Source organism: Photobacterium sp., from assembly GCF_057456235.1.
This window is the reverse complement of sequence record NZ_JBVCPH010000003.1, coordinates 132,652-146,474: the sequence shown is the minus strand read 5'-3', so window position 1 is coordinate 146,474 and position 13,823 is coordinate 132,652. Positions and strand designations below refer to the sequence as shown.

Here is a 13,823-nt window from a genome sequence, read left to right as displayed (position 1 = left end):
TAAAAGTCTCAGCAGAACCGACGAACTTTTTAAAGCTCTGCTGAAACCTTTCACCTGACATGCTGAATGGTTTCAGCTATTATTGCAATTGTTCCGTGCAGGATCATTTGCGAATATATGATCAAGCGCACAAATATTCCGGTGAAGAATAAGAAATTACGATGACGTTAGATGAAATTGCAAAACTGGCTGGTGTATCACGTACTACTGCAAGCTATGTCATTAATGACAAAGCCAGCAAGTACCGGATCAGCGAAAAAACCCAACAGAAAGTCATGGCTGTTGTTAATCAATTTAACTTCCGTCCTGATCATGCCGCCAAATCATTGCGTGCGGGAAACAGTCGCTCATTTGGATTGATCATCCCGGATCTGGAAAATAGCAGTTACGCAAGGCTGGCTAAATTGCTGGAGCGCGATGCAAGAAAGGCGGGCTATCAGCTCATCATCTCCTGCTCTGATGATGATATTGAGACCGAAATGACCGTTGCCGAGACCTTGCTCAGCCGTCGTATCGATGTCCTGCTGGTCGCAAGTGCCCTGCCCGCCGATCATGACTTCTATAAAAAAATCCAGGCAGGTGGTCTCCCCGTAATAGCGCTTGACCGAGCCTTAGATGATGAAGTCTTCGCCAGCGTGATCAGTGAAGATCTCGACGGTGCTTATGAACTGACTCAGACCCTGTTGAAAAAAGAGATAAGAAGTATTGGCCTGATCGGTGCGGTACCGGAGCTTGGGGTATCAAAAGAGCGTGAGCAAGGTTTCTATGCGGCGATCAATACCCACCGCCCCGATATTGAAACGCTGATTGCTTACGGCGATCACTTCAGTCAGGAACAAGGTCAGCATCAGGTACAGCAATGGATAGATAGCAACAACTTGCCGGATGCCATTCTTGCCACCTCTTATACCTTGTTTGAAGGTGTATTAGATTGTCTGCTAGCCAATCCGGCGCTGATGGCGAAAATCCATCTGGCCACCTTTGGTGACAATCGCTTATTGGATTTTCTGCCGATTAAAATTCAATCCCTTCCTCAGCAATTTGAGATAATTGCCGACAGCGCGCTGGAATTAGCACTTAATGCAACGGCCGGACGATACCGCACAGGCGTTGAAGTGGTCCCCCGGAAGATTAAGCGACGTTAATCGTTGATTTTAAATTAATTATAACCAAGCACCAGAGCGATAACATCATCAGAATGCTATCGCAATGGTGGCTTGTTCTGCACCACAGCCACGTTACTCGTCGGGCTAGCATCTTGAGAGGTTGGGTATATCACCCACAGCTGTTAAATTGATTATCGTTCAGTCTCTGGCTGATAACTCAAACATCTTCTTTCCTAGCCGGTAGAGACGCTTCGCCTGCTTACCTAGCGCTAATTTATTCTGTTCCAGACGGCGTCTGTTCAACTGTGTATTCACGCCACTCTCATAAGCTGACTGTATAAACGTCTTTATTTGGTCAAGGTTATAAGCCGTTCTCCCTTCCCCGATAGACAGTGGCAATATTTGATCAGGGTTCAGCAATGCCTGATTATATTCCACCGCTTCTTTAATGATCGTTGCCTTGGGTGTATCACATGACGATAAATTATAAGGTGGTGCCCATTCCTGAATCGGTTGTAACCGGTCTACCTGACTGACGAGTGCCATGATCTGTGGCTTTTTTCTCGAACGATTCGCCGTATCGGCATAGAAATCATCCACTCTGATTTTCAATTGGCTATCTAAGGCTCGAGCAGGCTGGTTGGCTTTAAGCACCCAGAGAACCAAATCACTGTTAATAATTTGCTCAAAAATTAGCGACTCCGTTTTTGGGTTACCATCAATGCCCGGTAAATCGACCAAATGGACAAGCTCGATCCCCTCTATCTCGCATTTATGCACAGTTACCCGATCAGTGGATGGAAGGGTGCTGACTTCAGCCACTATACTGCCAGCAATGGCGTTGATCACCGATGACTTGCCTGCACTCACCTGTCCGATAACCGCGACACGCAATGGCTCGATACCTGGTGCCAATCTTGTTTCATCCAAGTCTGCAGCATGACTATGTTGCAACTCGGTATCTTTAGCTTTAAAGCGCCCGCTATATAGATCAATCGCAACTGACGCCACCTCCTGCAATAAGGTTTTCTTCAGTTTCGCTTGTACTTCTGCGCTGACTTCATCAAACAATCGGCCGATGATTTGCCCTCTCGCTTCGGCGATCCAACCTGCTGGGGTTACCGCGCGAAAAACGCGGTAAATGTCATAGGCTTTCTTGGCCGTTTGAATCTTACCTTTCTGTTCATAACCCTGCTTTAGGGTGGTTATGCGGATCTTTTCAGAAAACGGAATATGATCATGCAGCAAGTGACGATATCGACGACTGACTTCTTCTACCATTAGCAGAAATTCTGGCGCTGAAAATGCCAGCTCCTTTGCTTTGCTCTCCGGGTGATACTGCCTTGCCGCTGCACTGACAACTGTAAACGCATGGGATCGTAGCGATGGCCAATCTGCAGCCTCAGCTAGCTGCTGGTCAATAATTATATTCAGGGATTGCCAGACTTGGCGATCAAAGTCAGCCCATTGCAGGGATGGCTCAACCATGATTTCCGCAAACTCTTCAGCGGTTGAACGTTCGATTTTATGCTTTCGTCGAAGCCAGAGGTACGGTAAAAATATTGCGATGCATAACATGGCAATAATCATCAAAAACAGCAACCAATAGCCTTTCTCAAACAGCGATATCACACCAAAGACAGCAAGAACGCCAAACGGCAGAATGATCGCCGTGATCATCAACGGAACAAAGCCATCAGATACCCGGCTCATCAACTGATAGCTATTTTTTATCGGTTTCATTTGCCTCCTGTTTACCGCCGCAGGCGGCTTCGACGTTGGCAACAGCCTTGATAGCCTGCTCAAAGATCGCCTTCATTTCCTCTTTCGTAACAGTTTCGCCTTTACTCTTGTGATACAGATATTTACATGCTGCCCGGCCAATCGCATACGTGGATGAGAAACTGATTGCCGCCGCCGTTGCACCGCCGACCGTCTGACCATAGGCAGGAATAAACTTCACCAGTTGGCGAATCCCCAACTTAGACAGATACTGCACCATAAAGCCGGTACCTAATGTACCAATGAACTCCATAAAGCACTGTTTATCCCATATCACCGCGTATTGGTTAGCCAGGCTATGCAGCATTTTTCCCTGAATAGCAGGCACAGAAACCAGACCTACCGCCGGGATCGCATCACTGGCCCCTGCCGCACCTGCATACCACATCACTTCTGACCGGAGTTTTTCAAAATTACTTTCTTCGCGTGATGCATGTGCATGCTTATTGGTCAAAAAACTGAGGATCGGCAGCATCTCTGCCAACTTATTTTCCAGTTCTTGAAGGCCACTTACGCCAATGCGGGGATCATCGGCACTACCGTTGCCTGCGTCAAAGGGAACAAAATCAGCCGCAACTGTCGGAACCGTACTCCCCCATACTGCTTCGACCTGATTCTGGTTATGGGCTATTGCCCTTTCACGCTCAGCGATATCGGCAATGGCAAGTACCGCAGTATGAACAATAAGAAGCTGCTTTATCACCCCAGATTTTTTGATTTTTTTAAGAGCATGAATCACCCCGCTCTGTTCAGGCTCTTCCGCTTTCATCACTACGATCAAGGCATGGCTTCGCTGCTGGCAGAGCTGAATATCTTCAGCGGGATCATAGTCGGTTTCTGACACGCCCCGGGTATCAAGAAAGCGCAATAAGGGGTTATTTACCGGATAGTCATAGCTCACCGCAGTCTTGGTGCAGGGGCGGAAACCATTGCCAATTTCTACCTGAGAATTCCCCGTCAGCGCCTGAACTAACGACGATTTCCCTGCCCCGGTCTTACCCAGCAACCATAAGGTCGGCAACTGTGTCTGCCATTGGATAAAGGCCGGTTCAAGATCCGGGTTAACAGACGGATTGATGTAATCGAAGATTTTCTTAAAACCATTCATGCTCAGTCATCACTTAATCGGCATCCGTTAATCGTGTGTATCGCTAAGTAACCTCAATTCAGCCGCTTTGATCTCCGGGCATGATTTCTCGCCCATCAATTTCCTCTGAATCGGTTTTGCAGCCGTTCAATCACGGCAGTAAACAACTTCACCCCCGGTAACATTCTGCTTTCATCAATATCGAAGTCGCCATTATGATGCCCGGCAGTCAGATCTGAACCCACCAGGCAATAAATGGCTTTCCCGCCCTTGGATTGGACACGGTCTACCAGATAACCCGCATCTTCACTGGCACCGAAGTCTTTTTCACGAATGACATCATTGAAACCACAGCTGTAGCCAACAGATGCCAGCAGTTCTACCAGCTCAATATCATTGTGTAAGCCTATTGCTTCGCCCTGGGCATGAACTTCAACGTTAACACCGTGCATCATAGATGAGGCCTGAGCAATCCGCTCAACCTGCTGGTACATATAGTCATTCAGATCGCGATTTTCACCACGAGTTTCACCTTTTAATATAGCTTTATCCGGAATAACGTTTCGCCCGTCGCCTGCCGTTAACTGGCCAACATTCACCCGGGTCATACCATCGCGATGACGGGGAATAGCCAGCATTTGCGTAACGGCCGTGCATGCTGCAGCCAATGCGTTGCACCCGGCATTAGGTTCAATACCGGCATGCGCTGGTTTGCCTTTAAAATGGAGATCAAATTTGGAACTACAGAGGAAATGCTGGGGGTCACACACTAATGTCCCGCTCGGTACATTCATACCGATATGGGCTGCAAAAAAATAATCAACATCATCCAGCCAGCCACTTTCGGCAATTGCCTTTCCGGCACGACAGCCTTCTTCCGCGGGTTGAAACAGTAATTTAATCTTACCTGATAGTTTTTCTTTATTTTCGGCCAGCACTTCAGCCAGACCCAAACCTATTGACGCATGCGCATCATGGCCACATGCGTGTGCGATTCCCGGCAGCAACGAGGCAAAACCGAGAAATCGCGGACGGTGTGAATCGTCCTGACTTTCCATCACCTCTACGGCATCAATATCAAAACGAAAAGCATAAACCGGTCCATCTCGCCCGGTATCAAGTTCCGCTCCAATACCGGTAACGCCATTCATTTTAGAGAGTATATTGGCATCCGCCCCCCAGCTCAGAGCGCGTTGCTGAGCGCCAGCGATACTGGTTTCATCTCGCCCCATAATGGCATCACGGGCAATAATACTGTCAGAAAAACATAACTCAAAACCAAGGTTTTCCAGAAGCCCGGCAATTCGACCGGTTGTAAAAAATTCACACCAGGCCGATTCTGGATAACGGTGAAATTCACGCCTATAGTTCATCAGGCGTTGCGATAACGCCTGCTCATCAAAAGTTAACTTGTTTACCACTTAATAATCCTATTACTTTTATGGCTAACGGGCAGGTTTACTCACATTAATCGTGCTCAACAATTGACTCCCATCCCTGTTTGCGTGCTATAACAAAAGGCCTGGTCGCTATATTTATTGATATTAGTAACCCGTTAATTCCATAAATCCTTGTCCTGAATGACTGCCCTTGACCTTAATTGGCCCTTCCCAGTACGGGAACGTAAAAGGTAACCACTGTTCCTTGCGGACAACTTCCGCTCTAAGCTCTATCTGTTGTGATGGTACATCAATACGCCAATCTAAGGGTAAACTCTTACCTGCAACGGAGGTGTATCCTAGTGGCGTTAATTGAATATCTTCCGGCCCTAACTGAACGACTTTGCCATCAGGCCAGCTAAGGGTGCCAAAATAAAATGGTTGACGATTTTTTTCCCTGATCTGGTAAAGCATCAAGGCACTCCCATCATCCAAATGAATAGAAAACCAATCCCAGCCCTGTTGGTTTTGCGCCAGCATAGTGCTGCTCCATTCACGATCGTACCAGCCATCTCCTTTTACCTTATACAGTTTGCCATCCAGCTCAAGGGTACCATCCACTTTGAGAAAAGGAGCACTGTAATAATATGAGGCGATATTTTCAGAACGGTGTTTCCGGCTGTACCCATCCTTTCCCTGCAGCACAATTGAACCTTGGTTGTTGATCTGCAGCCGGGCAGCCATATCACCATCTTGAAATTCCAGTAAGCCGGGGAATGGGCTCTGGCCTAAAGACCGCCATGACCAGTTATCTAACCAGGCACGGTACGGTTTGGTCATCACACCTGCCTGCCCGATCCCGCCACGGGCAAATCGCTCTGCAAACCAGTTTTTTTCCGCTGATGTCACCACAACATGAGCCATGAACATTTGTGGGGTTTTCCAACCACCGTCGCTTTCTGTTCCTGTCGCCAGACGAAATAAGGTCCATTGAACCCCGAATGTTTCGCCGTTTTCATCTTCAAGGTTGGCGGTCAGGTACCACCATTCCATTCTGAAACCAGGATGGCTGGAAAAATCACGAGGAAAACGGAGTTGATGGCCCTCGACAACAGGTTGATAGATATCCGAACTCACCTGCGTCAGTTGTTCTGCTGTCGTTGAACGCTCTTCTGCCTGCTCACAACCCAGTAAAAGCAAAATAAGCAGTGAGGTGACCCACCAGTGTTGTTTTTCTTTTACCTTTAAAATCAAAATACTGGGCATTAATTTTTGCAAATATAGCATCAACATCAGAAAGCCTCTCGTAGCGACAAGATAGCTGAACGTTTAACAAGACGCCACACTGGCCATGCCCCCGCGGCCAGAAGGACAAGTAAAGCGCTACCCAGCGACAGTAAATATTGTGTTGGGAAAAAATGAATGGGCATAGTCCAACCAAAGGAGTATTTCAAAACGACATCAATTAATAGCTGTGCTAATACGAGACCGAGCGGTAATGCCATCAGCGCTGTCATCAGGCCGATAACTAATAATTGCCCACCACCTAACGCTGCTAATTCACGTCCGGTCATACCCATGCAACGAAGCAAGGCGAACTGCCGCTGACGTGACACTTCACCAGCAACGGTAGCAAAGAACAGGCCGCAAACAGCAATAAATAACGTTAGCTTACCTAATGTCGCGGTCACAATAAACGTGCGGTCGAATACACGCATGGCTTGATTCATCAACTCGGCATTATTACGCACCCTTTCAGGCGGCAAACGGAAACGCTCGCCCACCTTCGCCATTAATTGAGTACTGTCGGCATTCTCTTCCAGATGAATGGCTAATCCAACCTGTCCGGCTTTCGGCCACAGAGCCTGCCAGTGCTTATTGGAAATCAGCACCTGCCCATATGGGTTACCGTAGTCATAATAAACCCCCGCGATGATCCAATCACCTATCATTGGCGCGGGCAGTTCGATCTTATCCCCGGGCCGCCATCCCTGCTTCAATGCTATTGATTCACTGACCATCACCGCTTGAGCATTATGCAGCTTGTACCAATAGTCCGGTTCAGCCACTTTGACCAACAAGGCGTCTTTCTCGCCGGCGCTGCCTCCGACACTCTTGACTTCTAATGTACCTGCATCAGTCGGCGTTTCTATGCGCCACTGCCACCAAACTTGCTCAACCTCTGGTTGTTGCTCCAGCCATTTCGCGATACGCGGAGCAACATTGTGCGACGGACGAACATAAATATCTGCCGCCAGACGTTGCCCCAGCCAACTTTCCGTTGTACTGCGGAAACTGCCCACCATGGTTTCCATACCAATATTCGAAGCAAGAGCCAGCATAAAGGCCATTGCGGCAACACCACGGTAGCTCAGGCTGGCTGCTGCATCGGAAAAAAACCAGCGCAGAGGTGCCGAACGGCAGAATAAGCCCAGCCTCTGGAATAACTGCCACAGTAAAAATGGCATCATCAATCCTGAAGCAATCAGGATACAGGCAATTAAGACAAACCCCGCTAACTGTCCATGAGGCAGTTGGTAAACAGCAATAGCAGCACCAATAAAAATGCATGAGAATAAGGCTTGCCACGCAAATTCACGTCCGCTGAACCGCACTAAGGCCATATGGGTTGCTAAACGTGCTGGCGGTGTTTTAATTAAGCGAATCATTGGCCAACCGCAGGCGAGCAAACTGCCAAATACCGCGATGGCAACACTGGCGGCGCCCCACTGCCAGTGCCAGGTCACAGACAAACTGACGTTGGCGCTATAGAGATCGCTTAACGTAGCCGCCACCGAAGGAAGCAGTTGCTGAGCCAATAAAAGACCTAACAAATTACCGCCAATCAGGCCCAATATAATCCAGACGATCAGCTCAATGAGCAGTGCCCCGGCCAGCTGAAAGCCAGACACGCCCGCTTGGCGTAACAACCCCACCAGAGGCTGTCGCTGAGATAATGACAATGACATTGCCTGATAGAAGATGAACAAACCGATGACAAAAGAGAGCATTCCCATCGCAAACAAATTGAGATGAAATGCATCCGTTAATGGCTCAAGTTTGGCTCCCTGGTGTCGTTCTAAGGTTAGTCCCGGCGGAAGTATATTGGAGAGTTTGGTCAGGTTTTTCTGTGCCATTTCTCCGCAAAGAACCGTCGTAATACCAGCGCTTGGATGCAGATCGCGCAGTAAGGCCATATCTGCGATCATTCTTGGACCGCCGGTACGTTCATCGTCAACGACGCGCAACGGCCCTATTTGTCTGCCAGTATCCAGCGTCAGCTTTTGCCCTTCCTCAACCCCCATATAGCTGGCTAACTGACTACCGATCATCACTGGATACGGTGGCTTCATCATCTCCAGCATCTGACCTCGGTATTGCCCCAGTTCTTTACCTCTGAGACTAGAGAACATGGCAACCGGATCGATACCGACAATTTCAACGTCTCGGCCTTGATCGGTGACAATACGGTGTTGGTCAAACGGTACACAGGTATTAAAGCCAGAGCGTCGCAGTTGGACATAAAACCCCTGCGGCACTTTCAGCCCCATTTGGACGTGACGAATTCGGTGAGGAAAAGGATTAGAAAAGAGCTGCTCACCTTGACGGTAACTTTCACGAGCCTGTTGGTTGATCGCCATCACACCCACTAACAGCGCAATACCTAAGGTCAGCCCTAACCAGACCAGTAAAATCTGAAATGGGTGACGGCGGTAATGCCCCCAAAGTGCTTTAGCTACAGGGCTTGACATCCAATTGTCCCCCCTGAAGACGAATACAACCACGCATGTGCGAAGCCACTTGTTTACTGTGTGTGACCAATAATAAAGTGCAATCAAGCTGATGAGTCAGATTAATCAGCAAGCGGATCACCGCGCCCGCATTGCGCTCATCCAGGCTACCGGTCGGTTCGTCAGCCAGCAGAATCTCGGGTTCCATATACAACGCTCTTGCAATCGCTGCACGTTGTTGCTGTCCACCCGACATTTCTTCAGGATAGCGCCCTAATAACGGCATCAGATCGAGAGCAGAGATGATCTGTCGCCACAGCTCGGGCTTTTCGTCCAGCCCCTTTAACTGACGGCAAAAACGAATATTATCGGCAATAGTCAACGTCGGTAAGAGATTAAATTGCTGGAATACCATACCAATGTTATTGCGACGGAATGCGGTACGTTCACGCTCTGAAATAGTGTGTATTGGCGTATTACCAATCCATATTTCGCCTGAATCGGCTGAATCTAACCCTGCAATTAAATTCAATAGGGTACTCTTACCGGAACCGCTCTCCCCCATCAACGCAAGTTGGTCACCTTGCTCCAGTTCAAGCTCAGCACCCTGTAAAACGGAATGGTATTCACCGCCATCCTGATAACCTTTACAAAGCTTAGCAAGTCGTAACATCTACGCCCCCGATAATGAAAAAGGTCTTAAAATAAAAAAGTTATATTACTGAATAAATGGCACAGTTTGCCATTCCAGCCGACAGTGAAATTTACAGCAAAGCCAGACGACGAGAAAGGACTTTCAGATCCTTAGCCATAAATAAAATGTAATGAATGACAAATTGACTACAAAAAGGCCAAATTGACTACAAGCAACTAACAATTTTTAATATTGAATCAACGACTTAAATCATTCACAGCTTAGAATATTTGTAGGACATTTCCGAATGGAGCCTCCAGACTTAATATATGCAACAACAAAAAAATCAATCCGCAACACCTCGGTTTCAGTTACCATTCACCAAGCTTGACCAGCCATAAAATATCGGCCAGATCACTGTTCAAAACAGCATAATTTGTCAAGCGATTGGCAATATATCATCAGAATGTAATGTCAAAAAACGCCGCGCAATGGCCGGAATGCAGGCTGTATAAATAGCCTTTGCATCGTGGCAGAACACACAACAGAAGTACGAGAAAGACAGGGCAATCTTTATCCGCTACAGTTAAGTACAATAACAACTTCTTTATAACAAAGGATAATTTCAGGGCATGACTTGGATTATTCTGCAGGGAGCATGCAACAGATGATCAAAACAGTTCTGGTAGTCGGCGCATCTGGTTATGTCGGTAGCCACCTGGTACCGGAATTAGCCAACAGTGGCTATCAGGTAAAGGCAACGGGACGAAGTCTGAAGTTGCTCCAGAAAAGAGGATGGAGCTCGCTGCCCAACATTGAACTTATCGAACTGGATTTAAACCAGAACACTGACCTTCGACCACTTCTTGCTGATGTTGATGCCGTTTTTTTCCTTGTTCACGGAATGAACCACGGTCATGATTTTATTGATTTCGAACTCGACGCTGCTCGTCATTTCAGTCAGGCTTTAAAACTGAGCCGGGTTCAGCGCGTTATCTACCTCGGCGCACTGCAATCGGTTAAAGGTTACTCCAAACACCTCGCCGCCCGAAAAGCCACCGGTGAAATATTGCGCGAGAGTGGTATTCCTATCACTGAACTCCGGGCCGGTATTATTATTGGTCCGGGCTCCGCAGCCTTCGAAGTTATGCGGGACTATATTTATAATTTACCGGTCATGCTGACTCCTAAATGGGTTAAGTCACGCAACTCCCCTATCGCCTTACGTAATGTTCTGCATTATTTACTGGAGCTGCTTCGCTTCACGCCTTCTCGTCACCAGATAATGGATGTTGCAGGGCCTGAGCAACTCTCCTACGAGTCGCAGATGCGTCAACTTGGCCGGTTAATCGGCAAAAATGTACATGTTATCCCGTTGCCTTTTTTACCCATCTCTGTCGCGGCCTATTGGCTAAAGTTCATTACATCAGTTCCGACCAATGTCGCTCGGGCTTTGGTCGGAGGATTACTGTTTGATCTTCCCGCTGACGGCAGTGCCATTCAGTCATTGATCCCTCAGTATCTGCTAACGTACGAGGAGGCGGTGAAAGAGACGCTTCGGCAAGAAACCGAAGTCGTTCGCAGCAGTGTATGGGGGTTCGATCCCGATGCCCTTGCTCGCTGGCAGCCGGGTTATGGTTATTACCCCAAGCAAGCCGGATACACGTTGAAAACCGATGCCAGCGCCGAGCAACTGTGGCGCCAGGTACAATTGATAGGCGGAAAAGAAGGCTATTTTTATGCCAATACATTATGGCGGATCCGGGAATGGCTCGACCATTTGATCGGGGGAAACGCCCTGACCCGCTTTCGTCGTGATCCACATACGCTTGAATTAGGCGATCGGGTCGATTCATGGAAAGTCATTAACATTGAACCCAATCGTTTTCTTTCCCTGTTATTTGGCATGAAAGCCCCGGGATTAGGACGATTAGAATTTACCATCGAAGACAAAGGTGAGTATCGCGAAGTCGATATTCGTGCCTGGTGGCACCCTGCAGGCTTTTCGGGGCTACTATACTGGTTTACGATGATGCCGGCCCACTTGTTCATATTCCGAGGCATGACACATGCGTTGGTAAAACGTTGCAAAGCGAAAGCACAGGAAGGTAAATCGGTCACTTTATAAATAAAAAAAGAGGTGCGAATGCACCTCTTTTCTACTGTCAGCATCAAAGCTATATTTATTGCTTTTGCGCCTGACTCATTTTCATCGCAGCTATCGGACCTGTTATTAGCGTTACAGCAACAATAAATGAAACCGGAACGGCAGTGATCACAATAAAGGATTGGAGTGCATTAAGCCCGCCATCTCCGGCAAGCAGCAGTACGGCAGCCACGCAGCCCATAATGATAGCCCAGAATAAACGGTGCACGCGGCTTGGCTTATCATCACCGGAAACAACCATGGCTATCGCATAAGCCATCGAATCACCGGTGGTCACAACGAATGTCGTTGTTAAGACAAGGAAGGCTGGCAGTATGATACCGCTATAAGGTAACTGAGACAGCGATGCCAATAATACCGCCGGCAAGCCAGCGTCATTTAGCGGACCCGAAATAATACCCGGTGTCTGTAGCTCCAGGAAAATACCTGTACCGCCCAGAACAGAGAACCAGAAGTTAGTTACAATCGGCGCACCAATCGCCACAGCCAACACCAGCTCTCGAATACTGCGGCCTTCAGAAATACGGGCAATAAAAATGGCCATCATTGGCGCAAAGCCAATAAACCATCCCCAGAAGAACCAGGTCCACCAGATATTCCAGTCTGCAGAGTCATTCGTCAGACTCATGGTAGGAAGGTTTGTCAGGTAACTGGCAAAGCCATTACCAAACTGCTCAAAGATGAACTGGGTAGGACCAAAAATCAGCATTACAAGCAGCAAGCCGAAAGCGCCAATAACATTCGCGCGGCTCAGCCATTGCAGCCCCTTATCCATGCCTGAAGCGGCAGAAAGTGAATAAGCCGCTACAACCGCTGCCAGAATGACCAGCTGTGAAGAGACGTTGTTTTCAATACCCGCGATCACTTCCAGGCTATAACCGAGTTGTGATGCCAAAAAGCCAATCGGGCCAATCGTACCAGCTGCCACAGCAATAATTGAGCAAGCATCAATAACCGCTCCCACCCAGTGATTTTCCAGGCGATCGCCCAGTAACGGGTACAGCAAGGCTCTCGGACGAAGCTTGACGCCGCCTTGATGGTGCGCGTACATCAGCACGATGGTTGCTAATGTGCCCAGAATCGACCAGGCAAGGAATCCCCAGTGTAAAAAACTCTGGCTTAGTGCCGGAACAACGGCTGAAGCGGTTGAGCCAACCACACCGTTATAGCTTGGAGAGGGAGTAATAAAATGATAAATAGGCTCTGCTGCTGACCAGAAGACACCGCCGCCAGCAAGTAACGTACACATTATCATTGCCAGCCAACGGAACGTACCGATAGACGGTTTGGCTAGGGTTCCCATCCGGGTTTTACCGTAACGACTGGCTGCAATGAGCAACGCTAAAGCAAAATTAACAACCATAAGCCATTGCCACCAGTAGCCAAACTGTGAGGCTGCTGATGAAAACAAAGACTGGATTAGGGTGGTAAATCGAGAGAGATCAAACAGTGCTGCCAGAAGAAACAGGCTGATAAAACCTATTGTTAGCGTTGGCACAAGTTTATCGCCAACATGGCGTTTTTTCGTATCTTTCGTTGTAGATGTTACGACTAATTTATTGCCAAGATGGCATGCGTTGCTTTGCATAAAATTCTCACTATCAGTGTGAGGGCGACACATTAGCAACAATTACTAGCCACATCCAGCATAAACACCATTAATTACAGTAATAAAACTACACCTTCTGTTGTTATATTACGAAAGATAAAGTGATATCAATTACTTAGGGCACTAAACTTTTTTTGGTTATTATTCTCTGAAATGACTGAACGGTCGATAATTACCCATCGCTAAAGAGAGGTCATCAATTACATCAACCGAGATTAGATACCCCTTTAATAAAAGCGGCTAAAATGACTGATAACGCGCCAAATACGATTTTCAGATAAAAAAATGGCCTGAATCAGGCCATTTTCCATTTGTACTCTATCTGTTT

Annotated in this window: 9 protein-coding genes; 2 read left to right on the top strand and 7 right to left on the bottom strand. The window is 47.7% G+C overall.

What is annotated here, in order from left to right:
• The first annotated feature begins 161 nt into the window (after positions 1-161).
• Positions 162-1,145, top strand: a complete 984-nt coding sequence (gene cra, locus AC2204_RS05090; protein WP_318924404.1) for a catabolite repressor/activator — start codon at positions 162-164, stop codon at positions 1,143-1,145.
• A gap of 159 nt (positions 1,146-1,304) precedes the next feature.
• On the opposite strand, the gene AC2204_RS05085 is transcribed toward cra, so the two are convergent.
• The 6 genes from AC2204_RS05085 to AC2204_RS05060 all read right to left on the bottom strand — a co-directional run bounded on the left by AC2204_RS05085 (position 1,305) and on the right by AC2204_RS05060 (position 9,758).
• A complete protein-coding gene (locus tag AC2204_RS05085) occupies positions 1,305-2,849 on the bottom strand; it encodes a GTPase family protein (protein ID WP_318924403.1) in 1,545 nt (514 codons plus the stop codon).
• Positions 2,830-3,996, bottom strand: coding sequence for a YcjF family protein (locus AC2204_RS05080; RefSeq protein WP_318924402.1), 1,167 nt, complete (start codon positions 3,994-3,996; stop codon positions 2,830-2,832). The genes AC2204_RS05085 and AC2204_RS05080 overlap by 20 nt, the downstream gene beginning before the upstream one ends.
• Positions 3,997-4,091: 95 nt before the next feature.
• On the bottom strand, positions 4,092-5,396 hold the full coding sequence (locus AC2204_RS05075; protein WP_318924401.1) for an amidohydrolase: 1,305 nt from the start codon (positions 5,394-5,396) through the stop codon (positions 4,092-4,094).
• 123 nt (positions 5,397-5,519) lie between these two features.
• Positions 5,520-6,620: a lipocalin-like domain-containing protein gene (locus AC2204_RS05070; protein WP_318924400.1), complete on the bottom strand. Its 1,101-nt coding sequence runs from the start codon at positions 6,618-6,620 to the stop codon at positions 5,520-5,522.
• Between the two features lie 26 nt (positions 6,621-6,646).
• The gene (locus AC2204_RS05065; RefSeq protein WP_318924399.1) at positions 6,647-9,106 is read right to left on the bottom strand and encodes an ABC transporter permease; all 2,460 of its coding nucleotides are present in this window, start codon (positions 9,104-9,106) and stop codon (positions 6,647-6,649) included.
• Positions 9,087-9,758 carry an ABC transporter ATP-binding protein gene (locus AC2204_RS05060; protein ID WP_318924398.1) on the bottom strand — a complete coding sequence of 224 codons (672 nt, stop codon included), beginning with the start codon at positions 9,756-9,758 and terminating at the stop codon, positions 9,087-9,089. Before AC2204_RS05060 ends, AC2204_RS05065 begins: the two co-directional genes overlap by 20 nt.
• A 628-nt stretch (positions 9,759-10,386) precedes the next feature.
• Between AC2204_RS05060 and AC2204_RS05055 the strand changes: the two genes are divergently transcribed.
• The gene (locus tag AC2204_RS05055; protein ID WP_318924397.1) at positions 10,387-11,847 is read left to right on the top strand and encodes an SDR family oxidoreductase; all 1,461 of its coding nucleotides are present in this window, start codon (positions 10,387-10,389) and stop codon (positions 11,845-11,847) included.
• Between the two features lie 55 nt (positions 11,848-11,902).
• On the opposite strand, the gene AC2204_RS05050 is transcribed toward AC2204_RS05055, so the two are convergent.
• Entirely contained in the window at positions 11,903-13,474 is a 1,572-nt protein-coding gene (locus AC2204_RS05050; RefSeq protein WP_318924396.1) for a BCCT family transporter, read from the bottom strand.
• Positions 13,475-13,823 lie beyond the last annotated feature (349 nt).

Bases quoted from the DNA above. Each gene is read 5' to 3' on its own strand.
- cra (WP_318924404.1), top strand. From the start codon at position 162: ATGACGTTAGATGAAATTGCAAAACTGGCTGGTGTATCACGTACTACT.
- AC2204_RS05085 (WP_318924403.1), bottom strand. From the start codon at position 2,849: ATGAAACCGATAAAAAATAGCTATCAGTTGATGAGCCGGGTATCTGAT.
- AC2204_RS05080 (WP_318924402.1), bottom strand. From the start codon at position 3,996: ATGAATGGTTTTAAGAAAATCTTCGATTACATCAATCCGTCTGTTAAC.
- AC2204_RS05070 (WP_318924400.1), bottom strand. From the start codon at position 6,620: ATGCCCAGTATTTTGATTTTAAAGGTAAAAGAAAAACAACACTGGTGG.
- AC2204_RS05065 (WP_318924399.1), bottom strand. From the start codon at position 9,106: ATGTCAAGCCCTGTAGCTAAAGCACTTTGGGGGCATTACCGCCGTCAC.
- AC2204_RS05060 (WP_318924398.1), bottom strand. From the start codon at position 9,758: ATGTTACGACTTGCTAAGCTTTGTAAAGGTTATCAGGATGGCGGTGAA.
- AC2204_RS05055 (WP_318924397.1), top strand. From the start codon at position 10,387: ATGATCAAAACAGTTCTGGTAGTCGGCGCATCTGGTTATGTCGGTAGC.
- AC2204_RS05050 (WP_318924396.1), bottom strand. From the start codon at position 13,474: ATGCAAAGCAACGCATGCCATCTTGGCAATAAATTAGTCGTAACATCT.